Consider the following 25,274-nt stretch of genomic DNA (forward strand, 5'->3'; position numbering starts at 1 on the left):
GCAGCGTTTCAGATCGCCAAAGCCCGTGCAACCCGCAAAAGAAAAACCCCCGGTCGTTTAACCGGGGGTCTGATCCTAGCTCAGCGCCTCGTCGCAGCGTCCGCAGACGCTTTCGTGGGCGTGGCGCCCAACGTCGGGCAGGATTTTCCAGCACCGCTGACATTTCTCGCCGTCGGCTTTTTCGAACACGACCGCGACGCCTTCGATTTCCGGCGCGCGGAACGCCTCGGCCGGAGCCGGGTCGCCGGTAACGGTCAATCCCGAGGTGATGCACATATCGTCCACGTCAAACGTCGCAAGCAGGTCACGAGTGTCGCCATCTTCAACATACACAATCGGAGCGGCCTCAAGGCTGGAGCCAATCACCTTGTCCTGACGCTGGATTTCCAGCGCAGCGGTTACGGCACGGCGGACGCGGCGGACCTTGGCCATGTTGGCTTCCAGTTCGGCATCGCGCCAATCGGCGGGCGTGTCCGGGAAATCCACCAGATGGACCGAGCTGTCGTCGCCGGGGAACCGCTCCAGCCAGACCTCTTCCATGGTGAAGACCAGAACCGGGGCCAGCCATGTGGTCAGGCGGTGGAACAGGATGTCCAGCACAGTACGCGCAGCGCGGCGGCGCAGGCTGTCGCCGTCGCAATAGAGCGCGTCCTTGCGGACGTCGAAGTAGAAGGACGACAGATCAACAGTCGCAAAGGTGAACACGGCACTGAACACGCCTTGGAAATCGAAAGAGGCGTAACCGTTGCGGACCTGCTCATCCAAATCGGCCAAACGGCTGAGCACCCAGCGTTCCAGACGCGGCATATCCTCGGGCGCGACGCGGTCGGCCTCGGAGAAGTCGGCCAGCGAGCCCAGCATGAACCGCATGGTGTTACGCAGGCGGCGATAGCTGTCGGCGGTGCCTTTCAGGATCTCCGGTCCGATCCGCTGGTCGGCGGTATAGTCGGTCTGCGCCACCCACAGGCGCAGGATATCAGCGCCGTATTGCTTGACGACCTCTTCCGGCACGATGGTGTTGCCCAGCGACTTGGACATCTTGTTGCCTTTGGCATCCAGTGTGAAGCCATGGGTCACAACGTTGCGGTACGGTGCGCGGCCCTTGGTGCCGCAGGCCTGCAGCATCGACGAATGGAACCATCCGCGGTGCTGGTCGGTGCCTTCCATATAAACGTCGGCGATGCCGTCTTCCGTGCCATCCTCACGATCACGCAGAACGAAGGCGTGAGTCGAGCCGGAGTCGAACCACACGTCCAGCACGTCGAAAACCTGATCGTAGTCGTCCGGGTTGGCGATGCCTTCGAGGATCTTCTCTTTGAAGCCATCGGTGTACCAGATATCCGCGCCTTCTTTCTCAAACGCTGCCTTGATGCGAGCGTTCAGGTCCGCATTGCGCAGCAGGTAATCCGCGTCGGTCGGCAGAGCCCCCTTCTTGGTGAAGCAGGTCAGCGGAACGCCCCACGCACGTTGGCGCGACAGAACCCAATCCGGGCGCGCCTCGATCATGGAATACAGACGGTTGCGGCCAGTCTGAGGTGTCCATTTCACCAATTCGTCAATCGAGCGCAGGGCGCGTTCGCGGATAGTATCGCCCATCTCACCCATGCCATCGTCCAGCTTGCGGTCTACGGATGCAAACCACTGCGGCGTATTGCGATAGATGATCGGAGCCTTTGAGCGCCACGAATGGGGATAGCTGTGCTTGATCTTGCCACGCGCCAGCAGGCCGCCAACCTCGACCAGCTTGTCGATGACCGCTTTGTTGGCGTCACCCTCACCGCCCTTGCGGGACAGGATGAACTTGCCACCAAAAAACGGCAGATCGGCGCGAAACGAGCCATCGTCCATCACGTTGTAGGTGATGACCTGCTCGAGCATGCCCAGATCGCGGTAAAGCTCGAATTCCTCCATCCCGTGCGAGGGCGCACAGTGGACGAAACCAGTTCCTTCGGTATCGGTCACAAACTCAGCGGCGCGGAAATCGCGGATGTCGTCCCATTCGCCATTGCCGCCCTCGGCCCCGGCCAGCGGGTGCTTCAAGCCGATGCCTGTCAGTTCGTCGGTGGTCACATCGCGGACACGAGTCCACTGATCGTCATTCAGACGAGCACGACCCAGAACGTCAGCGGCTAGATTGTCGGCTAGAAGGAATTTGTCGCCCACAGCAGCCCAGCATTCGTCCGGCGCGCCAGTGACTTCGTACAAGCCGTAGGAGATATCCTTGCCATACACGACAGCTTTGTTCGAAGGCATGGTCCATGGAGTCGTCGTCCAGATCACCACATAGGCGTCTTTCAACTGGCTAATGTTGTAAGCAAGGTCTGTCAGTTTTTCGGCTTCATCACCCGGCTTTACGTACGCAGCGACAGCACGAGGCACGACCTTGAACTTCACCCAGATGGTGAAGCTTTCCTTGTCGTGATACTCGACCTCGGCCTCGGCCAGAGCAGTCTTCTCAATGGGCGACCACATGACGGGTTTTGAGCCCTGATAAAGCGTGCCGTTCATCAGGAACTTCATGAACTCGTCGGCGATCACGGCCTCGGCATGGTAATCCATGGTGATGTAGGGATCGGCCCAATTGCCGGTAATGCCAAGGCGCTTGAACTCTTCGCGCTGAATGTCGATCCAGCCTTCGGCGAACTTGCGGCATTCCTGACGGAAGTCGACGACGTTCACCTCGTCCTTGTTCTTGCCTTTCTTGCGATACTGTTCCTCGATCTTCCATTCGATCGGCAGACCGTGGCAGTCCCAGCCAGGTACATAGCGCGCGTCATGACCCATCATCTGATGGGAGCGCACGATCATGTCCTTGATGGTTTTGTTTAGCGCGTGGCCGATATGCAGGTGGCCGTTCGCGTAGGGCGGGCCGTCGTGCAGCGTAAAGGGCGCGCGACCCTCTTTTTCACGCAGGCGGTCATAGACGCCGATGGTCTCCCACCTCTCCAGCCATGCGGGTTCGCGCTTGGGCAGGCCAGCGCGCATGGGGAATTCGGTTTTGGGCAGATTCAGCGTGTCTTTGTAATCAGGTGTCTGGATCGTGTCGGCGCACATTGGGGGCGTCCTTTGGATGATCTGGTCGTACTAGGATCGAAGCGGTCGGTGCGAAGTCTCAAACACCTTTGCCCGGCGTCTCAGAGGGTCAGAGCGCCGGGGATATAATTCGAATAATGATGGCCAAATGGGCATGCATGGCCGCGCTTATAGGACGCCCGCGCCTATTGGTCCAGAGGTTCCGGATCCTGCGGCGAATGGCGCAGTGCGGCCCAGCGGTTCAGCCATGCAAGACCCGCCAGAGCAAGACCCAATGCCAGCAGCGAGAACACCCGGATCAGCCCGCCCAGCCCGGCAATGTCAATCAGGAAAACCTTGGCCACCGCCAGCCCGATCACCGCCAGCCCTGCCTTGCGCATCACGTCAGACCGGAGCGCCAGTGACTGATAGAACAGCACCGCGCCGATCACCAGCAGGGCCATGGTATAGGTATAAAGCTCGGGCTGGGTCACACCGTTGCCCTCATACATACCGCTTGCACCTTGCCAGATGTGGCGGATCATCAATCCCAACCAGACAGCAGCCAACACACCGCTCAGCCCGTAGCTGGCACGCTTTAGCCACAGCGGGGACGCGTGGATGCGCCAGACCGAGAACCCGATGACCAGTGCAGGCAGCAGGTAGGCAACCGCTAATGTGTTCAGCACCGGAGGACCCAAAACCGGCGGCGCGACTATATTGAGCAGCGGATTTGCATCGCTCAACGCTTGTGCCAGACGCAAAAGCCCGTGCCCGGCAAAGAACGCGGCCAAAACGTAGCGCGCGTAGTTCAGCTTGCCGCCCAATTCGAACCGTTGAATCTGCGCGAAGGCCAGCAACAGCCAGATGATCGCCAGCAAACCCAGCCCCCAATGACTGTTGGTGGCGTTGCCTTCGCCAAAACTCTGCAGCCAGCGTTCCAGCAACAGAGACAGCAATATCCCCCCTGTCGCCCAGGCCGCGCTCTCCAGCAACAATGTTGCCACAGGCCGATCCAATGGCCTGACCAGCAGCCACCCCGCCAAAAACCCGACGGTAGCCGCCGCGTAAACCAGCGTCATTTCAACCACCGGAGCCGTGCTGGCCCAGTCCAGACCCGGGTCCAGAACCAGCCGCACCGTGACTGTGAACACCCCAGCCCAGATAAACCAGCTCATTGGAGGCAGGGTGAATTTGCGATCCAGTGCAGCAGCCACAACAATCATCACGACCAGAGCAATGGTCAATGCCGCCGAACTCAGAACGATCACGCAGGCAAAGGTCAGGCAGGACAGCGCAGACAGCGTAGCCAAAGCCGGGCGCATCCGGTTGTCGCCATCGACGCGTGCAAACCGTTCGGCAAAGACGACCATCAGCACGCCCAGCGCAATGGCGTGCAGGCCCCAAGGATACGCGCCGATGACCTTTGAAGGCATCCAACTGACCTCAAGTGCAATAGCCAACACGGGCGCGAAAACCGCCGCCGCCGCGGCCCAGACCGCAGCATAGGATTGCGCGCGCATTGATCGCCAGGCCGCCGTAATCGAAACCACCGCCCCCAGAACAGTCAGGATAGTAATGACCCACGGGTAATCTGCCTCGGGCGTCTCGGCATAGGTTTCAGCAAACTGACGCAGGACGGTGCCATTGTCCCAGCCATGCATCAGAACAAACCAGATCAACCCAAGGGCTGGCAATGCAACCGCATCCTGCAACGCCTCGGCGCGCTGCCCCCAGACCATTAACCCAAGCGTCAGACCAGACAGCAGTATGACGCCCAACCAGAACTCGCCCGAACTGTCTGCCCAATGAACCGACACTATCGCTGAACTGGCAGCCACTGCGCCAAAAGCAAGGCGTGTCGGGAATTCCGGCCAGTCCCCCCCCTTTTTGCGCCAGATGACTGAAGAAATCATGGGTCCACCATGATCAGGCCAGATACGCCGAACCGGAATGGCAATAGCGACCACGGCCAACGCGGTAACGCAGACCAAATACGCCGCCTCGGTCAAGGGTGAGGACAGTACCAGCAGCAAGCAGGCAGAATAGGAGCCAATCAAACTCAGGACCGAAATCCATGCCCAACGCCGCACCGTGTCGACCCCAAGCCCCAGAACGGCAATCACAAAGAAATAAGCAAAAAGCCAGCTGGGGTTTTCCGAGGTTCCACCGACCACAAAGGGAGCGGAAAACGCCCCGATAAGCCCGATTGCCGCCAGTAGCGGGCCATGGAACCACCCCAGCACCAACCCTATCAGTGCAATAAAGATCATTGCCATCAGCGCGAATTCGGGGCCGATCAGATCATAGAGCTGCCGAGCGGCCAGAATACCCCCGAACAGTGTGACCAGACCTGCCCCTGAGAACACCGACGGTAAATAGGCCGTGCTTGATGCTTCATCGTCACCAAATTTTCGCCGGATGACCTCTCCGGCACAGATCAGCGCGGCACCGAACAACAAAGCTGCGATCACACGCGCAGATGGAGGCAACAGGCCATTCTCCACGCCATATTGCACCAAAAAAATCCCGGCCAGAGCGAGGGACAGGGCCGAAACGGCGTAGAACCAGTTCTCACGCAGCCAAGCGGTCAAAGTAGTCAAGCGATCTGCTCGAAAGACTACAGCGGCTGGCGGTTTCTCTTCAGAAGGTTCCTTGGGCGCACCCTTGCTGACAACCCAAGGGTTCGCCTTTTCGGGCTTTTCCATAGGCTTGCGGGCCTCTGGCTTGGGCGGTTCTGCGCGAGGCTCTGGAACGGCTTCACCCAGCGAGAGAAGGTGCCGTTCTAGTTGTTCTACCCTGCGACGTAGGCGGACCTGTCCGACCATAAGCACAACGATAGCCACCGGAATGGCCAATACGATCAATCCAACGAGAACAAGCAGGGATTCCAAGTGGGCCTCCGGGTGATTTCGGTGTCAGGCTACCCGAGGTACACAGTCTGTAACAGCCAGAATTCTCAATGGTTTTAGCGTCACGTCCCCAAAGGCTAAATCCAGACAATCGACGGGCGTGCGATCATCAGCCAAAGGATTACCAACACTGCCGCAAAAGCAGGAAACCCGCAGGCAAACCAGATACGGAACAATCGGTGATACTCAAGCGACAGCGGTTCAGCATTGTCAGCAGCCTTTTGCGCCAGTTCACGCATTTGGACCTGCAACCAGACAACCGGCAACCAGAACAGCCCGGCCATCGCATAGAGTGCCAGCGAGGCCAAAAGCCACCCTTCGGTAAATGGCCAGCCCAACCGCCACGCCAGAAGTCCCCCTGTAACGGGTTGAGCAACGACGGCCGTAGCTGTGAATACGAGATCGGCCAGAACAACTATGCCGGCGGTCTGCGCAATAAACCGGGCATCACCTGTACGATGTGCCACCAGCATGAAAAAAGCTATCCCGGCTCCGGTCCCCAGCAGGACGCAAGCTCCGATAACGTGCAACCATCGCAGGATAAGGTCCGGGTCCATCATCGTTTCTGCAGCATGGGCCAGGCAACAAGCGACAGCATCATCACCGGCAGGATTTTGGTGAGAGGGCCAAGAGGGTCCAGCCACAGGGCTGGAACGGCAAGGCTTGCCCCTATCAGATAGAATACCGCGACACAAAATTGAGCTATGCAAACACGCGCTGCCCACGGACGCCAGAGAATGGCAAGCCCCAGCAAGATATCCATTGCGGACCAGAACAGGACGCTCATCTTCGCAAGGTTTGCGTCCCACCCGACATCTGTCAAAACCGCTGTAGCCTGAGGCAGGTCAAATAGCCCAAATAGCCCGGAAAGCATCCAAAACAGGCTAAGAGCTGCGACAACCAGTGGCATCAAAAGGGACATGCGTGCGCTTAACCTGTGTTCGCGAGAGCTGTTCAGGCTTGCGTAGACTTGGCGCAAGGGTGCAATAGATCGGCCAGTGGCTGCGCGATAGGGCTCGGGGTTTCCAACAACGCCCTTGGCCATGATAACCATCGCGTTGCTTCGCAATGGCGAGCGCCAGCCCAAACGGCCTAGCGCATCCGCGCAGCGCGAGATCAGGTGCGTTCCCCAGACTGGCACGCCCAACGTCAACCGCGCGCTCGGAAACCCCAGCCAGCGGCGTGTTTCCGATAAAACCTCGGACAATAGTGCAGGTTTGTCTTCGACCAGATCATAGGCTCCTTGCGGCAAGTCCCCTGCCATGGCCCTGATCACAGCCTCGCACACATCGGGCATACCCACACATTGTACCGGTACTTGTGAATAAGCGATGGGCTGCACAAAAGGCACCGCCGCCAGCATTCGCAGCAATGCCGTACCGCCATAGTCGGTCTGTCCGATGACCAACCCGGGCTTGAGAATCCAAAGCGGCGCACCACAGCCCCGCAACGCTTCATCCCCCGCTGCCTTTGTGCGCATAAAATCCGTCTCGGCACCAGGATCGGCGCCAATGGCTGAAATCTGCACCACTGCGATTCCCAATTTTGCGCAGGCCTGCCCCAAGGCGGCGATCGCCGTGTGATGTACGGCTTCAAGATCATCAGCAGGTCCATCCTGCAATGCCCCTGCGCAGTTCACGACACAGTCGATACCTGTCAGAGGGCCACTCCAATCCTCAGGCCGCAAGCAAGCGCGCAAGTCGCCTTGGATGTGCGCTGCATCCAGCAGAACCTGAGCCGCAGTTTCCTTGTTCCGCACAAAAGCCGATACCTGCGCACCTTCGGCCCCAAGCGATCGGGCGACGGCAGAACCAATAAAGCCATAAGCCCCTAAAACAAGGATATTTTTATTCGCTAACCGCAACTGTCGAGCAATCATTTCAAGCTGTTTTCGTCAGCGTACCTCACCACTGAACCGAAACCAGCTTTTTGTAGAGCACTGCGACAATCTCGGCCCCTATGGGTGAAAGAGAGATCCCACAAGATACGCAATCAGAGCAGCAGCACCGCCGATCACCAATGTCTCGCCGCCAGATCGCCACCACGGAGCCAGGGACCAGCGGCTTTTGAAGGCGCCTATGGCAAAGAAAACGCCCATGGTCATCCAGGCCGAAACTGCAAAAGCCTGATCAAGGGACAGCAAGAACGGCAGCAGCGGCACCATTCCTGCAATGAGAAAAGCCAAAAACGTTGCGGTTGCGGCCTTGATCGGGTGGGGATCGACACTGCCCAGACCGTACTCACCTTCGATCATCAGGTTGATCCAGTTGTCATGATTTGCGGTGATGGCATCGGTGGCCTCTTCAAGAACGCGGCCTGACAGTCCTTTCTGAGCCAATATCTCACGTACTTCGCTGCGCTCACCGTCCGGAAATTGGTGGATATGGCGTTCCTCGATGGCGCGGATGCGGCGGATATTGTCCAGTTCGGCCTTGGTGCCCGAGTAATTCCCCGCCGCCATGGAAAACCCATCAGCCAGCACATTGGCCAGCCCCAGCGCCACGATGATGAAAGGGGACAATCCCGCCCCGGCTACCCCGGCTACAATGGCAAAGGTGGTGACTGACCCGTCGATGCCACCATACACAATATCCCGCAAAACCCCGCGTCCCGGCGGTTCATTGATCCGCGCGACGATTTCCTGCTGGCTGTGTCCGTGATCGGTCATGGCTGGCTCCGCCCTTGTTATGAAGGCCCTCAGACAAGACGGCTTTGCGTTAGGTCAAGTTTTTGAAAACAACCCACTGAGCGCGCGTTTGATCATCTTGCGGGTCGAGGGCTTATGCCGGTCGGAAAATGGCAGCGGACGGCAAACCTCCATCGCGGCCACACCTACCCGCGCGCTGAGCGCGCCGTTCACCAGCCCCTCACCAAACCGCCGGGACAGCTTGCTGAGGACCGAACCGCCCAGAACAGGTTCCAGCAAATCATCACCCACAGCTACCGCACCTGTCGCAACCAAATGAACAAAAACCGCGCGTGTCAGGCGCCAACTGCCCAGAAAACCAGCCCTGCCGCCATAAATCTCGGCCACCCGGCGGATCATCCGTAATGAGGATGCAAGAGCCGTCGCCACGTCTGCCAGCGCCAAAGGCACCAGCGCGGTCACGGTCGCCACCTGACGAGCCGCTGCCTCGACTTCTCGGCTGGCCGCAGCATCCAGAGGTGCCAACAGCTCATCCTCGGCCAAAGTCAGCAGGGTAGAGGCATCAAACTGTTCGTCCATCCGTTCAACCAGACGGTCGCGACCCCATTGGGTTTCATTCCGTCCATTGTAAAAGGCAATCAGGCGTTTGATCACCGTGCGGGCCTGCTCCAGGTCACTCTCTGCCAAAGCAACGTCAGCAGCGCGGCGCATTCCGTCCACGCGGGACAGCCGCCCGATGGCTGCCAATTCCCGCACCGCGATGATCAGAGCAACGAGCACCAGTGCGCCCATAAGGCCTGTCACGACCCAGCCCAAAACAGGTGCGCGCAAAAGCAGCGAAGTGACAAAATCCCACGCTGCGATTGACACCACGGCACCAATCACAGCCAGCGCCAGCCCCCAGAACCACCGCGACAGGGCCGATGGCTTTCGGGCCGCCAGCCGAACCGCCGCCTGCATTGCCTGCCCATGCGGCTGCTCAAGATCGGGCACCGGCGGGGCCTGTGCCACGTCTGCGGCGGGCTCCTCTGCGTCGAGATCAATCAGTACCGGACCTTTAGCCATCATCAGCCCTTTCCCGCAGCCAGACATATTTGATGTCAGGCAGATTTTCATCATTGTCAGCGCCATTACTGCGGGCATCTTCAACAAAGCCGTTGCGCTCATAAAACCGGCGCGCACCGTGGTTGGCCTGAAAGGCAAACAGGGTCAGTTCCACCCGATCAGATTTGGCGTGCTCCAACAGTCGTTGCCCGATCCCCTGCCCGCGTGATCCCAGCTTAAGATACAGAGAGTGGATTTCAGCTTCGTTCAAGGCCAAAAACCCGACTACATTTCCCTGAGCCTCGGCAACTGTGACCCAGCCCAGATCAATCATCCAACCACAAAAAGCGATGGTCTGAGCGCGGGAATGCAATTCGGGCATCCATTCGTTTTCACGAGCGAAACCATGCAAAATCTCTCCAGTTGCACCCGCATCCGTGGTGCGAGCGGGGCGAAGGGTTACGATCACAGGCGGTCTCCGATCAGGAACTGAGCGGCTCGGTCCAGCCGAATATGGGGCGGGCCATCACCAGGACGCAGGGTCAGGTGGGCGGGAGAGAAAGCCATGAAACCGAAATCTTCACCCAGCCAGCTATTGGCGCCATCGCGCGCCGGGCCCAGCAGATGGGCTGGGTCATCCGGCAAATCACCGGGGTAGAACGCGGCCTGCTTGCCGTCCAGTAATGTGCCACGCACACATGGCAGGTCCGACCCGTCATGCGTCCGGACTTCCTCGGTCGTTGCGCGTAACGCCGCCAGCGACAATGCCGCCGTCTCGGCCCCGGCGAAACTGGCCCGGTCGCGGGCATCGCGGGTCAGGGCCTCCATGATATGGGTCAGACGAGGGTGTTGAGAGTGGTGCAAATGATCGGCTTTCGTTGCGGCGAACAGGATGCGCTCGACCCGTTTGCCCAGTAGCAACTGGCTCAGCCACGCGTTGCGTCCAGGACGGAAGGCCGAGAGGATATCGGCCATCGCACGGCGCATATCCTCAACCGCCTGTGGCCCTTTGTGGATCGCGCCCAGCGCATCGACCAGAACCACTTGCCGGTCGATCCGGGCAAAATGGTTCCGAAAGAAAGGTTTGACTACTTGCGACTTGTACGCCTCGTACCGACGCGCCATTTCCCGGTGCAGACTGCGCCGGGGCGCATGACCTTCCACCGGCAGAGGTGCAAAGGTCAGAACCGGAGACCCCGCCAGATCGCCCGGCAGCAAGAACCGGCCCGGTGTGCAATCATAGAACCCTGCGTCGCGCGCGTCGTTCAGATAATTGGCAAACGTTTTGGCCAGTGCCTGCGCGGTGGGTTCGTCGTGAGCCCCGGCAGGGTCGGCCGCATTGGTTTGTTCAAGAAACGCCGCAGCCTCGGTGCGTTTGGCGATACGATCGAGCGTCTCAGCTGACCAGACCTCATAGGTCTTGTCCGGTAAGGCCAGATCCAGCAGCCATTCACCCGGATAGTCCACAATATCCAGATGGATGGTGCGCGGCCCCTGTAAGCCTGACAATAAACCCGACGGGCGCGCTTTGAAGGACAGGCGCAATTCCGACACCGCCCGGGTACTGTCAGGCCAATGCGGTTGTGGCCCGGTCAGCGCGGCCAGATGGTTTTCATAGTCAAACCGGGGCACAGTATCGTCGGGCTGCGGTTGCAGATAGACGGTGTTAATCCGCCCCTCTTGCTGAGCGACCAAACTAGGCATCCGCCCGCGATCCAGAAGGTTCGCAACCAAGGAGGTAATGAATACCGTCTTGCCCGACCGCGCCAGCCCGGTAACACCCAGACGTATGACTGGCTCGAACAAGGTCTCGGATACGCGATCGCCCACGGTTTCCACGCCGCGCACCAGACTGTCTGCCAGAGATGAGATGACCAAACCGTCGCCTCGCTTTTTTCGTTTTGCTCAAGATAGGTAGAGGTAACCGCACTTGCCAGAGCTTTCCCGCTCTTGCCCCCTTTCGCGTGGCGCGTTACCAGCAGCCCATGCCTAGATACGCGTTGAAAGTCGAATACCAGGGGGAACCATTTGCCGGGTGGCAGCGGCAGAAGGAATTGCCGTCCGTGCAGGGTGCGATCGAACAGGCCCTGTCGCGCATTCAACCGGGCGACCATACCATCGCCGCTGCGGGACGGACCGATGCAGGCGTACATGCGTTGGGTCAGGTGGCGCATTGCGATCTGGTCAAGGACTGGGACCCGTTCCGCCTGTCCGAAGCGCTGAATTATCACCTCAAACCGCAGCCAGTGGCCATCGTAAAAGCAGCGCAGGTGGACGACGACTGGCACGCCCGGTTTTCCGCGTTAGAACGGCAGTATCTGTTCCGCATCCTGATGCGCCGGGCGCCAGCAACACATGACGCCGGTCAGGTCTGGCAGATCAATCATCAGCTGGACATCGACGCCATGCAGGCTGGAGCAAATATGCTGATAGGGCGGCATGATTTCACCACCTTCCGGTCTTCGATATGTCAGGCGGCGAGCCCGCTCAAAACTCTGGATGAGCTGCGCGTTGAACAGGTTCAGGGCTTTTCCGGCCCAGAGGTGCATTTCCACGTTCGTGCCCGTTCTTTCCTGCACAATCAGGTGCGCAGTTTCGTTGGAACACTAGAACGCGTGGGGGCCGGTGCATGGACACCCGAAGACGTGCGCGATGCGCTGGAAGCCACCGATCGCGCCGCCTGTGGGCCGGTTTGCCCACCACAGGGGCTGTATCTGGCGCGGGTTGGGTATCCTGAGCCGGTCTTCGACTAGATCGCACGCATCAACAAGCCACTTGCGATTACCGCGATCATCAGGCCCGCCACCAACTCGATGGTCGGGGCCAGCACCGATGCAAACCGCGTGGCTGACGCCGACGCCAGCAATCCGCCGCGCAGCCCGAACGAGGTCCATCCGACCAGAGTTGTGACCGTTGCTGTGCCCAGCGCCATGGCAAAAGCTCCGGCAATGCCTACCATCGCGATGCCCATCTGCCATGTGAGGATCAGAACGAACAGCGCCCCTGTGCAGGGTCGGACGGCGATGCCAGCAATCAAAAGCATTGCCTCGCGCAGGCTGCCAACCTGCGCCACTTCCTCGGCTGTGGGACCATGGCGGTGGCCACAATCGGCGCAGACCTCGTGATCATGATGATGGTGATGATCATTGTCGTGGTGGTGATGCCCGGCTTTGCTGCGGTGCCGTTTAGCAAAGCTGCGCAACGCCCGGATCACCAGCCACAAACCGATCGCAGCAATGGCGCCGTAACTGATAGGAGCCATGACCTGTTCGGTCGTGCCGACCAGGGTTTCCCGCGACATCTGAAACACCAGAACCCCGGCATAGACCAGAACAACGGCCGTGACCGCCTGCCCCAGGCTGGATAGCACACTGATCGCGGATAGCCGCCAGAACGCAACCTTTCGACCCAAACCGTAACCACCGATCAGCACTTTGCCGTGACCCGGGCCAACGGCGTGGAAAAAACCGTAGGCAAAACAGACCGTCAGCAGGGTGGCAACGGCCTGCGGCTGTTCGGCCCGCGCCGCACGCAAGGCACGCGCGATCTGGTTCTGGAAATCACGCTGCTCACCCGCAGCCCAAGCTGCCAAACTGTCAAATCCGCCACTACCCCAGAACCACAGCAGCAGAGCGAAGGCGACAGTGACCGGAACAATCAGGTATTTGGACATGAAACGAAAATCTCGGTCGCAAAGCTTTCTCCGACCAGCGGGATATCATTTTCCTCTAGGTCGTAATCGGCGTCCAATGTCAGCAGAAATGCCTGCATTTGCGCCAGTTGCCCATCGATATCCGGGTCAATTCGGGTAATCTGGCAAGACGCCGGGCCCGTTACCGTCACCGGGCGGGTCACCTCATAAGCCGTATAAAAGGTTTCGTCATAGGCTTTAGCGGTTAAAGCAGTAGCAGAAACCGGATCACCTTCGACGGCGCGCAAATGAGATGACACGATACGCCCGTCCTCGGTGGTGACTGCGGGCTCTAACGGACCAGACAAGGCTACTGGTGTATTATCCGAAAACACGACCAGATCGCCGTCATACCCCTCGACCCATTGCGCGTCGAAGCCGGACAGGAACTGCTTTTCGCTTTCGGTCAGATTGCCATCCGCATCCTGATCCAATTTCATGTCTTCAAGCACTAACAGCGAGTAAAACTCATCATAGGCCCAGGTGACACGAACATGGGTCAACTGCCCGGTCTCATCGACGATGAATTCCAACCCCGTGTCGATGAAGACATGCGGGTGCGTCATCGCCGGGATCGGCAAACAGCAAGTCACAAGGGTAAATATCCAACGCATACGCGAAAGATAGGGCCTCTCCCCGCACGCGGCAATGCGTTTTGAAGGTGTCGTGCTGAAAAGCGCCAGAGATTAGGTTGGCGGAAACAGGATCAGCGTTTGTAGGGCCGTGCCAACCGGGCCTTCGGTGTCATACAGCACGGACTGAGACATCCCGATCCCCGAAGGTTGCCAATGGCATACCGACTCCGAAGCCAGCCAATCCGAAACAGGCTCTCGGTGGATTTGAACGGTCAGGTCGGTGTTCATGAACCCCATCTCGGTCGTCGGCGCGTTCCACGAGATGCCATTGCCGCAATCAGCCAGCGGGCAAAGCGCCTGTATCGGGGATTGATTTTCACCATCCAGCAGCTTTGGCGTACGCATCCAAACCGTCTTTGGACCGGCGCCCTGATTGCCCCCTTTGGGGTACAGCACTTCGGAATGATTTGCGAACCCAGGCAAATCGTGGCGCACCTCGCCAATTGGGAACGGCCCGGTCACCGCGTCTTTAAGACTGGGTGGAGCCATCGTCACATTCGGAACCGGGCCGAGATCACGGCGTGCCAGATGCATAGTCGTGGCCGTGGCGCAGAGCGTATCGTCAAGATCGTGCACCGTGACCCGCGTGGTCGCCAGCGTTTTGGTGTGCCTCGTCGTCTCGGCTGCCACGCGCAAACCCGCCAGAGGTTGGGGCCGCAGCAAATCGACCGTCAGCCGGGTCAGCATCTTTTCGGGCCCGACCTCGGTTTCGGCTGCGCGTACGATCAAGCCACTAACCGGCCCCGCATGGCAGTGATCAGCCGACCATGGTCCGCGTGCGGGATCGTTACCAATAAAGGCGCCATCGTCGCGCAGATGAAAATAGGCCTGCTGGCTCAGGTCTTGTGTCCCGTTCATGGTCTGCCTCGTATGCGTTTTTGGCACGTGGCCCGACGTCCGGGCTTTACCTTGTGCCAAAGAATGACTTAGCTGCGGGGAAAATGTCCAGTTCAGTGACGGGACGTCTTGCACACGAATTAAAGCACAAGGGGCGCGATATGGCCTTGTTGATCGAAACCGGGATGTCCGACTGGATAAGCGACAGCGATATCGCCCGCGACATTCAGCGACTTCATCCCGGCGCGGATATTCGGACGCCGGATACATTGGGCAACCCCGACGATATCACGATGCTTGCGGTTGTCGGATTGAAAGACGAGAACCTGAGACGCCTGCCCAATCTGAAACTGGTGCAAAAGCTGGGCGCCGGGGTCGAGACCATCGTCAGCAATCCCAACCTGCCCGATCACGTGCGCATCGCGCGGTTGAAGCCGGATGCGCCCGCGCAGGGTATCGCCGAGTGGTTCGTCGCATATGTCCTGCGCCATCAACGCCACATGGCATTTCACGAGGCGGCCCAGAGCCGCGCGGAATGGGCTCCAAAGGCGCCGATCTATTCGCCTGACACTGTGGTTGGAGTGTTGGGGCTGGGCCATATCGGTACAAGAAGTGCTAAAATGTTGCGCGCAGTGGGCTTTCAGGTCATGGGTTGGAGCCGCTCACCCAAGCAGATTGAGGGTGTTACCTGTCTGCACGGCGACGCCGCGCTGCCCGAATTGCTGGGCCAATGCGACCATGTTTGTGCAATCCTGCCATCAACCCCGCAAACCGTCGGGATGTTTGATGCGCGGATACTGGCGGCCATGAAACCCGGCAGCCAGTTGCTGAACGCCGGTCGAGGCGATCTGATCGACGAGACCGCCCTGATTGCCGCACTCAACAACGGTACGCCCGGCCACGCAGTTTTGGACGTGACCTCGACCGAGCCGCTGCCATCCGAAAGCCCGCTCTGGACACATCCGGGCGTGACGATCACGCCACATGTGTCTGGATGGCATCTGGGCGAAGCGCTGGCAGATGTTGGTGAAAACTTTCGAAGGTTGACCGCAGCAGAGCCCCTGCTGCACGAGGTCGACCGAACGCGCGGCTACTAGGTCAGGGCGTCAAGATCCAGTTGCCGCCTGAATCACGGCAGCGGCGAGTTCTGACCTCTCGGCTCTGTTCCGCTCCCTTGGGCTGAATAAAGTGCTGCAGGTGCACGCAATTGTCGCGCACATCGCGAACACGGATTGTGCCCTTTGATCCGGTTTCATCGTTCACCCAGACGCTTTCTTCTCCAACGCGGGGAACGGACCCCGCCAGCATCGCGTCCGAGGCCGCGCTCAGCACATTGAAATCCGCCGGTGACAGCCCCATTTCCGCGATGATTCGCGAAAGCGATTTGGCCTGAACTGCCGTAGCCGACCCCAAAACAACAATCGCCACCAATGTAGAAGAAATCCAGGCTTTCATGACCGCCTCGCCTTGCTGAAATAGATTTGACTTCAAGATTATACCGGCATCGAAGGCGGGCCAAGCCCTGTTCGGCAACAATCAATTTGCATCGCAACTCGGGCTCTAGGACTGGCGGGCCGGGACGATTTCGTTATTTGCTTTGCAAGGGCGTGAACCGCCGTATGCCCCTGTCATTGGCTAAACGCTGACGATGATTCGCGTTTTCCGGCGCGGGGCTTCACAGAAGCGCTTGAATCTGGTGAAATAACACCGGTTTTTAGCACTGGAGATTGTTCAATGTTACTTCGTGGATCAATGCTGGCACTTGCAGCGGTAGTGGGCCTGATAGCCCTTGAGGCAACCCCGGTTGCCGCCAAAGAGGAAACCAAATCGGTCTTTGTCATGAGCCGCACCTGGGCTGTTACACAGGTCTCGGACTCTCCGGTGGTATATCGCGCAACCCGCGACAACAACAATCTGAACCCGTTTGGCCCGCCGCCGCGCCTGCGCACCACTCAGGCCATAGCAGCCATTCAGGCGGCCACCGGGTGCAAGCCGATCAGGGCCAGCATGTATCAGAACATGTCAGGCCAGTTCTTCTCGCAGGTCAGTTGCAACTGACCCAGCGGCGAAACAGGCATTGAGGTCACCGCGACCCGCTGCCATAGCTTGCGCATGAAACTCGCGATTAACGGATTCGGCCGCATCGGCCGCACAATTCTGCGGCAACTGCTGGCGTTGCCGTGGGGCAAGGATATTGAGCTGGTGTTGATCAATGATATCGCACCGTTGGAAACCTGCGCCTATCTATTCAAATACGACAGCACTTTTGGCCCCTACACTGGCGAAGTCGAGACCGGCGACAGGGCTCTGATCGTTGACGGCCATTCCATTCCGATGACACATAGCCCGGATCTTTCCCGTGTCGATCTGACTGGCGTTGACGTTCTGATGGACTGCACCGGCGTTGCGCGTACCTCGGACGTGGCCAGTCAGGGGCTCACGGCCGGGGCGGGCAAAGTGCTGATTTCTGGCCCCTCGCCCGCGACCGAAGTCACCATCGTACTGGGTGCCAATGAGGATCAGCTGGGCAACGCACGGATCGTGTCAAACGCCTCGTGCACCACCAATGGCCTGGCCCCTCTGGTCAAGGTGCTGGACCGTATTGCGGGCATCACTTCGGCCCACATGACAACCATCCATTGCTACACGAACAGCCAGCCCATGGTTGACGCGCCGCGCGGCGATCTGGCCCGGTCCCGCGCCGGGGCGCTGTCCATGGTCCCGACGACATCCAGCGCCACGCACCTGATTGACGAGGTCATGCCCCATCTCGCAGGCCGCATCTCGGGGGCGGCTGTACGTGTCCCCACCGCCAGCGTATCCGCGATTGACTTGGTCGCGACCCTTGATCGCGGAATATCGGCAACCGGGTTCGAGGCTGATTTTCGCGAAGCTGTCACCCAATCCCCCGTTTTGGGCTGGACCGATCACCCGCTGGTGTCATCGGATCTGCGCACCCGGCCCGAATCCCTTGTGATCGCTGGCCCCGAGCTTCGGGTCACAGGCAGCAATCAGGTCCGCATATTCGGCTGGTATGACAATGAATGGGGCTTTTCTGCTCGGATGCTGGATGTTGCCCGTTTGATGACGCAGCCCTGATCGAGAGAGAGGAGCTACGCGGGCACACTAGCCTTATTTTTGGCATCGCATTCGAAAATCTCTTTCCCTGCGAGGGAACGGATGCTCTAACGTCAATAAATCAGCCGTCATTTTTATAAGACGGCGAAATTGATTTCGACTTGGGGCAGTTGGAGCCATTCGATGCGGGGAAGCAGGCCGCGGGCCTTTTTATTGAAGTTTTGCCTTCTCGGCACGATTGCTGCCGGTCCAACCTCTGTGGCGGCGCTGGAAACAACGTTGAACGCCCCAGGTGCCCCAAAAGACCTGGTCGAGCGTATCGAGGAAACCTCGTCAGTTGCAACGGCCGAAGACAGGGGTTTGGACACACCGCTGGAGATTCTGTCCGCCGCCCTTTCGGATTACCGCACGATTGTTCAGATTCTGTACGATGAGGGATATTTCAGTCCCGTCGTCAGTATCAAGCTAGACGGACAAGAAGCGGCTGACATGAGTTCGCTCACCGTTCCCAACGCGATCAACCGCGCGGTTATCACGGTTAACACCGGGCCGACCTTCAAGTTTGGCACAGCAGTCGTCGCCCCTCTTGCGCCGGACACAGCCTTGCCTGAGGAGTTCGCTCCGGGCAAGCTGGCCACAACGGGTGCCATCCAACAGGCAGCGTCGGCCGGGGTTCAGGGCTGGCGCGACGCTGGCCACGCCAAGGCTGCGGTCGAAGATCAACGGGTCATCGCACGGCACGCCCAGAACCGGTTGGACGCGCAGATCGACCTGGAACCGGGAAGGCGCCTGACCTTTGGCAAGATGGTCATCAAAGGCGACACCGATGTGCGCCATCGCTCAATCGAAAAGATCGCAGGCTTCCCATCAGGAGAGGTGTATTCCCCAGCCGAAATCCAAAAGGTTGGAACCCGGCTGCGCCGCACCGGTACATTCAGTGTCGTCTCTATCGAAGAACGTGAAACGCCTAACCCTGACGGCACGCTCGATTTCGATGCCACCTTCGAAGACATGCCCAAGCGACGTCTTACGCTCGGGGGCGAGATTGCCTCGAATGCCGGATTGGATCTGACCGCAACCTGGACACATCGCAACGTTTTCCGTCGCGCCGAACGGCTCAGGTTCGAAGCCGCGCTGCGTAATATCGGTGGCACCGAAGATTTGGACGGTCGCATTGGTCTGCGACTGGATCAGCCTGACAGGTTGGGGCCGGATGACAACACCTTCTGGAGTGCGTTGCTGGAACGGCGCAATACCGAGAACTACAACGTGTCAGTCGCTTCGCTGGCATATGGTGCGCGGCGCACATTTTCCGAACGGCTTTATGCCGAAGCTTCGGCCGGTTTTCAGTGGTCCGATGCGGATGATGCCTATGGCACGGGGCGCAAGTTCCGATATTTTATCATCCCTACTCGATCAGAATGGGATCAACGGGACAGCAAGGTCAGCGCGACCCGCGGGTTTTATCTGGACGCGCAAGCCATGCCTTTCGTTGGGTTTTCGGGGACAGATAACGGCATACGGCTGTTTTTTGACAGTCGCGGCTATACCAGCCTGAACACGGGCGGACGGATCGTTCTGGCGGGCCGCGCGCAGTTGGGGTCTGTGATCGGGCCTTCGGCAAGTGACGTGACGCCCGATTTCTTATTCTTCTCGGGCGGCGCGGGCACTGTGCGCGGGCAACCCTTCGAAAGCCTCGGTATCCCGGTCAACGGCGGAATTGCAGGGGGAAAATCCTTTGTCGGGCTGTCGGGTGAGGTTCGCGGAAAGATTACAGACACGATATCTCTTGTCGGGTTTTATGACTTCGGTACGGTGGATACGTCGTCTTTCATTGGCAGTGGCGCGGAGTATCATTCCGGCGCGGGCCTTGGGGTGCGGTATGATCTTGGGGGCTTTGGTCCCTTGCGACTTGACCTTGCTTTGCCGGTTCAGGGCGACACGGGCGACGGTTTGCAATTCTACATCGGGATCGGACAGGCGTTTTGATACGGCAATATTCATATCCGATTGTAACCACGGTGCTTATCCTGACCGCACCGCCCGCCTTCGCGCAAGAGGATGATGGCGGCGGCAGTATGCTGGAGCGGTTCCTACAGGACACGCTGTCGGGTGATGATCAGAACGTCACCGTCACTGGCCTGCAAGGGGCGCTGAGTGCACGCGCCACTATTGAAGAGATCACGGTAGCAGATGATGAAGGCGTCTGGCTGACCATCAAGGATGCCGTTCTGGATTGGAACCGGCTGGCCCTTATCCGCGGGCGGTTTTCCGTCAATGCCCTGACCGCGCAAGAGATCGACATCGCTCGCGCGCCGGGTACAACCACCACGGATATCCCACCGCCGTCAGCTGAAACACAACCCTTTCAACTGCCCGAGCTGCCCGTCTCGATCGAGATTGGCGAAATCCAGATAGATGAGCTTTCGCTAGGCGAGCCTCTGATCGGTGTTGCGGCTGATCTTTCGGTGACAGGTAACCTGTCGCTGGCCGATGGTACGTTGGACACCAATCTGGATGTTACCCGGTTGGATCGCACAGGTGACGAGATCACGCTGACCGCCGGTTTCCAGAATAACTCGCGCGAGATCAATCTGGATCTACAGGTCACCGAAGCTGCGGGCGGCCTGATTTCAACGGCGCTGAACATCCCTGACAGCCCTCCGATCGGGTTCACAGCCAAGGGTGCGGGGCCGCTGACCGATTTCACCGCTGATATCGCACTGAGCAGCGATAACCAGCAGCGGGTCGCCGGACAGGTTCAGCTACGCGCCGCCGAAACCGGCGCGACAGACGGCATCGCTTTCACTGCTGATCTGGGTGGCGACCTGACCCCCTTTATGGCCGAAGATCTGGACCCGTTCTTTGGCCCGAATACGCGCCTGTTCGTCGATGGCCAGACCAAGCCCGCAGGGGCGCTGGACATCCCCAAACTTGAGCTGACCACGCAAGCCCTGAACCTGAAAGGTGAGCTTCAATTGGCCGAGGGCGGCAGCCTGCAATTGGCGGCCCTGCAAGGTCGTATTACGCCGCCAGACGGACAGACGGTTGTACTTCCTGTAGCAGGCGGAGACAAATCGATCGAAGCCGCACAGATTTCTGCTCTGTTCAATCAAGATCACGGCAACCTATGGCTTCTGAGTCTGACTGCCGATGCCTTTAAATCTCCGCAAGCGAATCTGGACACGGCTCGGATCACTGCGCAGGGTATTCTGGATCAAGGCGACAGTGTCACCGTGCAGGGCGACCTGCAGGTTATTGTCGACGGCCTGGACTTGAATGATGAAGGGCTGAACTCGGCTCTGGGCGACCGTATCACTCTGGATGGACAGTTCGACTACGGTAATGATCAATCCCTAAACCTATCCGGGTTCGAGCTACGAGGATCCGATTATTCGCTGGCTCTGGACGCCTTGATTGATGGGCTGACCAGTGGACTGACGGTCGAAGGGTCAACCATACTTGAGGCATCAGACCTAGCCCGTTTCTCAGAGGTCGCCAAGCTGGATCTGGGTGGGTCAGCTTTGGCACGGGTTGAAGGCAAAGGCTCTCCGCTGGAAGGCAGTTTTGACGGAAAGCTGGTTATCGAAGGCCGCGATCTCGTCACCGGTCGCGACGACATCGACCCCGTTATCAAGGGCGAAACCACGATCACCTTTGATGGCAGCCGCGGCAGTGAAGGTATCACTATTCGTGAATTCGACCTGAACAGCGATGTCGCGCAGGCACAGGCCAGCGGCGAAGTCACCACACCCGATGGCAACCTGACGATCGACGGGCAGGCAAATTTGACAGCACCCAATCTGGCAGTTTTTTCCGGATTGGCAAAGCGCGAACTTGGTGGCGCTGTTCAAGCTGAGGTGCGCGGCAAAGGAACGGTGCAGACGTTGGAATTTGACGGCACCGCAAGCATCACCGGCCAAGATATCAAGACCGGGATGCCCGACATTGATCCCCTGCTAACCGGCAAGACCTTGGTCCAATGGGACGGTGCGCGCACCGCAAGCCGGATCGAGATTCGTCAGGCAACGGTGGACAGCACTGCCGTAAACGCGCAGGTCGCCGCAACGGTGGACGATCCAACCGGCGATCTGGCCATTGACGGCAACGCCCGCGTGAACGCCCCTGATCTGTCGCTGTTCTCGGGCCTCGCCAAACGCGACCTAAGCGGTTCGGTCAACGCAACCGTTCAGGGCAATGGAAACCTTGCCAGCCGGATATTTGACATTCAGGGCAACCTGAGCGCCGATGACATTCAGACCGGCATCGAAATGGTCGACAAATTGATCCAAGGCCGGACGACCTTGCGGGTCGATGCGGCGAAGGGGGAAGACCTTGTAGATGTTCGAACCTTCCGATTGCGGGGCACAGCCTTGTCTGCCACCGCGTCGGGCAAACTGGATCGTGAAGCCGGAGGGCTGAACTTCACCGCTCAGCTTGACGACCTGTCTCGCGTCATGGCCTCAATGTCCGGGCCTCTCACGCTGGATGGCAACGTGGCACCGACCGGCTCGGGGCTGGACGGGACGCTCAAGCTTAGCGGACCAGACAGTTCTTACGCGGCTCTGACCGGCGAGGTCACAACCGACGGCACGGCAGATTTGGATTTCGATGCAAAACTGAACAAGATCGAGCGTTTCGCACCTGAGTTCCCTGGCACCGTCGCTGTCACTGGCAACGCAAAACGCAGCAAGGGGGTCTGGACCATCGACGGTTCAGCCAATGGCCCGGCTGAGATCAGCAGTACGATCGCGGGAACATTTGATGAAACCACAAGTGAAGCCGACCTGCAGGCACAGGGCGGGATCAACCTTGGCATTGCCAACATCTTTATCTCACCCAACAAGATCGAGGGAACGGCCCGACACAATCTGCGGCTCAAAGGGAAACCGGAACTCGGGTCGCTGAGTGGCAGCATTACCACTTCGGGTACATCTCTTGCCATCCCAGGGATCGGGCAGACCGTCACTGGCATCAGCGGGTCGGTAGAACTTGCTCAGAGCCGAGCCACAATTTCGCTGAATGGCGGCATGCGTGCAGGAGGGACATTTACCGTTTCCGGCCCCTTGGATCTGACACCTCCTCTCAACGCAAATATCGTCACGCGGCTTAATCAACTCGTGCTCACTGACAAACTGCTATACGAGACCACGCTGAACGGCGAAATTGCACTGACAGGCGCTTTGGCCGGAAACAGCGCCGTAGCTGGGCAGATCACGTTCGAAGAGACCAATATCAATCTGGCTGCCGCCGCCGGTGCTGTGGGCGCGGCACCCATCCCCGAAATTGAGCATGTTAACGAAACTGCGGCTGGGTTCCAAACCCGCGAACGCGCGCGGCTGGTCGTTGAAGAGGACGCCGCCAAAAGCGATTCCCGCATCGCGTTGGATGTCAGTCTGCTGGCACCCAAAGCGGTCTTTGTACGAGGGCGCGGTGTAAATGCCGAGCTGGGTGGACGTTTGTCTATTGGCGGCACAACAGCTTCGGTCGTTCCTTCCGGCCAGATCGAGCTGATCCGAGGTCATATCGACATTCTAGGTCGCAGACTGGCCCTGACCAAAGGCCTTGTTACGCTGCAGGGTGACCTAAAGCCATATATTGAGTTTGCTTCGTCAGCCAGCACATCCGATGGCACAGCCACGATCGAAATCGCCGGTCCGTTGGATGCACCCGCGGTAGACGTCTATTCCGACCCCGAGCGCCCCGCCGAAGAAGCACTAGCCATACTATTGTTCGGTAACCGTTTTTCGGAAATTTCACCCTTCATGATCGCCCAAATGGCAGCGTCTTTGGCACAACTCAGCGGCGCCGGTGGCGACGCCACAAAAGGCATACGCGAGGCAACCGGCCTGGATACGATCGACGTCGGATCCGCTGAAGGTGGAGGTGGTGCGTTGGGCGCTGGTGCCTATCTCAGCGACAACCTTTACACCGATTTCACCGTAAACACCGAGGGTGATACCGAAGTGAACCTGAATCTGGACGTGACTGACAGCTTCACCGTCCGTGGCACCGTCGACGGGCGCGGAGAAACCGGAGTTGGAGTATTCTTCGAACGCGATTACTGACCGCTACGGCGGATGCCAATAGGTTGCCCGACCTGCGGAGCGGGCTCTAGCGTCTTGTGGTCATCGACCATACGGGCAAGCCGCGCTGCTGCCCAGTCAGAATAGGCCACGGACCGCCCTGTTTCGTGACTGACATTCATGAACAGCGCTTCTTGCGTGGCGCAAACAGCATTGTCTTTTTCAGACAGCATCTGTGCAAAGTAATGACCACGTTTCAGGTCTGAATCCAGCATCCGAAAACGGAAATAGAACGGCTCGTCCGGTTGGACCTCACGCAGAAAATTCATGTGGGATTGCAGGACATACGGCCCCTGCTCCAGCGCCTTGACCTGCACCTCACCCAGCCCGAGGTGATCTACCATCAGCTTTTCCAGCGCCATGTCGAAGGCGACGCCGTAAAAGCCGACATTCATGTGGCCGTTATAGTCGACCCATTCCGGCAAGACCGAGAAGCCTCGGATTTCAACCGGTGCGTCATAAGGGCCGTCATGCCCGCTCAGGGGTTTATTCATTACTGTCTTCCTCAAAGATCGCGACAGCCCGCACAAAGCCTGCTGAGGCGCCTTTTATCTTGTACGGAAAACACGAGATTTCGAAGCCGGTTGGCGGCAGATCTTCGAGATTGGTCAACTTTTCGATATGGCAATAGCCGATCTCCATCGAGGCGCGATGGCCTTCCCAGATGATCGACGCATCCTTCGTTTCGGCATATTCCTGAGCGGTCAGGGGAAAGGGTGCATCCCAGCTCCAGGCGTCTGTGCCGGTTACCCGCACACCGCGATTAGTCAGGTACAAGGTCGCCTCGCGCCCTATGCCGCAGCCCTTCATCAGATAATCAGGCTGCCCGTATTGCGTCCCTGCCGAGGTGTTCACGACCACAATGTCAAGCGGTTGCAGATTGTGGCCGATGCGCTTTAGCTCGGCCTCAACATCTGCAGCAGAGACCACATAGCCATCGTCGAAGTGGCGGAAATCCAATTTGACCCCGGGGTTCATGCACCATTCCAACGGCACCTCGTCGATGGTGATCGCCCGCTCGCCGTTATTCATCGTCGAATGATGATGGTAGGGCGCATCCAGATGGGTGCCGTTATGTGTGGCGATCTGCAGCCGTTCTATTGCCCAACCCTCACCGCCGGGCAGGTCCTCTTTTTGCAAGCCCGGAAAGAACGACATGACCTGTTCGGCAGTCTGATCGTGGGTCATGTACTCAATCTCGGGCAGCATGATCGGTGGGTCCGACACGATGCCCATTTCCAAAGGAACAGACAAATCCACAAATCGTCGGGGCATCGGTAACTCCATCATGAACAACGGTGATAGGGTTGGCCGTGCATAAGCCGCTGTCAA

20 protein-coding genes are annotated in these 25,274 nt (G+C 58.9%); 6 read left to right on the plus strand and 14 right to left on the minus strand.

The annotated features are described in order from the left end of the window. Positions 1-75 precede the first annotated feature (75 nt). The 8 genes from ileS to GOW93_RS13620 form a co-directional block, all read right to left on the minus strand. Positions 76-3,054: an isoleucine--tRNA ligase gene (gene ileS, locus GOW93_RS13585; RefSeq protein WP_170385121.1), complete on the minus strand. Its 2,979-nt coding sequence runs from the start codon at positions 3,052-3,054 to the stop codon at positions 76-78. A 164-nt stretch (positions 3,055-3,218) separates the two neighbouring features. Beyond that, positions 3,219-5,906, minus strand: coding sequence for a DUF2339 domain-containing protein (locus tag GOW93_RS13590; RefSeq protein ID WP_170385123.1), 2,688 nt, complete (start codon positions 5,904-5,906; stop codon positions 3,219-3,221). A 95-nt stretch (positions 5,907-6,001) separates the two neighbouring features. Next, positions 6,002-6,481 (minus strand): DUF2269 family protein, encoded by a 480-nt coding sequence (locus GOW93_RS13595; protein ID WP_170385126.1) that lies wholly within the window; start codon positions 6,479-6,481, stop codon positions 6,002-6,004. Next, entirely contained in the window at positions 6,481-7,803 is a 1,323-nt protein-coding gene (locus GOW93_RS13600; protein WP_170385128.1) for an SDR family oxidoreductase, read from the minus strand. The genes GOW93_RS13595 and GOW93_RS13600 overlap by 1 nt, the downstream gene beginning before the upstream one ends. Positions 7,804-7,881: 78 nt before the next feature. Continuing rightward, positions 7,882-8,592 carry a VIT1/CCC1 transporter family protein gene (locus GOW93_RS13605; RefSeq protein ID WP_170385131.1) on the minus strand — a complete coding sequence of 237 codons (711 nt, stop codon included), beginning with the start codon at positions 8,590-8,592 and terminating at the stop codon, positions 7,882-7,884. 54 nt (positions 8,593-8,646) lie between these two features. Then, entirely contained in the window at positions 8,647-9,636 is a 990-nt protein-coding gene (locus GOW93_RS13610) for a YcjF family protein (RefSeq protein ID WP_170385426.1), read from the minus strand. Continuing rightward, on the minus strand, positions 9,629-10,084 hold the full coding sequence (locus tag GOW93_RS13615; protein ID WP_170385132.1) for a GNAT family N-acetyltransferase: 456 nt from the start codon (positions 10,082-10,084) through the stop codon (positions 9,629-9,631). Before GOW93_RS13615 ends, GOW93_RS13610 begins: the two co-directional genes overlap by 8 nt. Beyond that, positions 10,081-11,493, minus strand: coding sequence for a YcjX family protein (locus tag GOW93_RS13620; RefSeq protein WP_170385135.1), 1,413 nt, complete (start codon positions 11,491-11,493; stop codon positions 10,081-10,083). Before GOW93_RS13620 ends, GOW93_RS13615 begins: the two co-directional genes overlap by 4 nt. A 107-nt stretch (positions 11,494-11,600) precedes the next feature. Between GOW93_RS13620 and truA the strand changes: the two genes are divergently transcribed. Next, positions 11,601-12,368: a tRNA pseudouridine(38-40) synthase TruA gene (truA, locus tag GOW93_RS13625; RefSeq protein WP_170385137.1), complete on the plus strand. Its 768-nt coding sequence runs from the start codon at positions 11,601-11,603 to the stop codon at positions 12,366-12,368. Here truA and GOW93_RS13630 read toward each other — a convergent pair. The 3 genes from GOW93_RS13630 to GOW93_RS13640 all read right to left on the minus strand — a co-directional run bounded on the left by GOW93_RS13630 (position 12,365) and on the right by GOW93_RS13640 (position 14,799). Continuing rightward, entirely contained in the window at positions 12,365-13,288 is a 924-nt protein-coding gene (locus GOW93_RS13630) for a nickel/cobalt transporter (protein WP_170385140.1), read from the minus strand. The genes truA and GOW93_RS13630 overlap by 4 nt on opposite strands. Continuing rightward, positions 13,273-13,872 (minus strand): DUF1007 family protein, encoded by a 600-nt coding sequence (locus GOW93_RS13635; protein WP_254443582.1) that lies wholly within the window; start codon positions 13,870-13,872, stop codon positions 13,273-13,275. Before GOW93_RS13635 ends, GOW93_RS13630 begins: the two co-directional genes overlap by 16 nt. Before the next feature lie 120 nt (positions 13,873-13,992). Next, the gene (locus tag GOW93_RS13640; RefSeq protein WP_170385146.1) at positions 13,993-14,799 is read right to left on the minus strand and encodes a thioesterase family protein; all 807 of its coding nucleotides are present in this window, start codon (positions 14,797-14,799) and stop codon (positions 13,993-13,995) included. 140 nt (positions 14,800-14,939) lie between these two features. Between GOW93_RS13640 and GOW93_RS13645 the strand changes: the two genes are divergently transcribed. Further along, positions 14,940-15,875: a 2-hydroxyacid dehydrogenase gene (locus tag GOW93_RS13645; protein ID WP_170385149.1), complete on the plus strand. Its 936-nt coding sequence runs from the start codon at positions 14,940-14,942 to the stop codon at positions 15,873-15,875. A 1-nt stretch (position 15,876) separates the two neighbouring features. Here the strand turns inward: GOW93_RS13645 and GOW93_RS13650 are convergent, their stop codons facing one another. Continuing rightward, entirely contained in the window at positions 15,877-16,233 is a 357-nt protein-coding gene (locus GOW93_RS13650) for a hypothetical protein (RefSeq protein WP_170385152.1), read from the minus strand. Between the two features lie 279 nt (positions 16,234-16,512). Between GOW93_RS13650 and GOW93_RS13655 the strand changes: the two genes are divergently transcribed. From GOW93_RS13655 to GOW93_RS13670, 4 genes are all read left to right on the plus strand, one after another. Beyond that, positions 16,513-16,836: a hypothetical protein gene (locus tag GOW93_RS13655; RefSeq protein WP_170385155.1), complete on the plus strand. Its 324-nt coding sequence runs from the start codon at positions 16,513-16,515 to the stop codon at positions 16,834-16,836. Between the two features lie 54 nt (positions 16,837-16,890). Next, positions 16,891-17,877 (plus strand): type I glyceraldehyde-3-phosphate dehydrogenase, encoded by a 987-nt coding sequence (locus GOW93_RS13660; protein ID WP_170385158.1) that lies wholly within the window; start codon positions 16,891-16,893, stop codon positions 17,875-17,877. 162 nt (positions 17,878-18,039) lie between these two features. Then, complete coding sequence (locus GOW93_RS13665) at positions 18,040-19,845, plus strand: autotransporter assembly complex protein TamA (RefSeq protein WP_170385161.1); 1,806 nt, start codon at positions 18,040-18,042, stop codon at positions 19,843-19,845. After that, positions 19,842-23,924, plus strand: a complete 4,083-nt coding sequence (locus GOW93_RS13670) for a translocation/assembly module TamB domain-containing protein (protein WP_254443585.1) — start codon at positions 19,842-19,844, stop codon at positions 23,922-23,924. The genes GOW93_RS13665 and GOW93_RS13670 overlap by 4 nt, the downstream gene beginning before the upstream one ends. Here GOW93_RS13670 and GOW93_RS13675 read toward each other — a convergent pair. Both GOW93_RS13675 and GOW93_RS13680 read right to left on the minus strand, forming a co-directional pair. Then, entirely contained in the window at positions 23,918-24,436 is a 519-nt protein-coding gene (locus tag GOW93_RS13675) for a thioesterase family protein (protein WP_170385164.1), read from the minus strand. The genes GOW93_RS13670 and GOW93_RS13675 overlap by 7 nt on opposite strands. Continuing rightward, positions 24,429-25,217, minus strand: coding sequence for a cyclase family protein (locus GOW93_RS13680; protein WP_170385167.1), 789 nt, complete (start codon positions 25,215-25,217; stop codon positions 24,429-24,431). The genes GOW93_RS13675 and GOW93_RS13680 overlap by 8 nt, the downstream gene beginning before the upstream one ends. Positions 25,218-25,274 lie beyond the last annotated feature (57 nt).

This window comes from Ruegeria atlantica, assembly GCF_013032455.1.
GTDB classification, from domain to species: domain Bacteria; phylum Pseudomonadota; class Alphaproteobacteria; order Rhodobacterales; family Rhodobacteraceae; genus Ruegeria; species Ruegeria atlantica_B.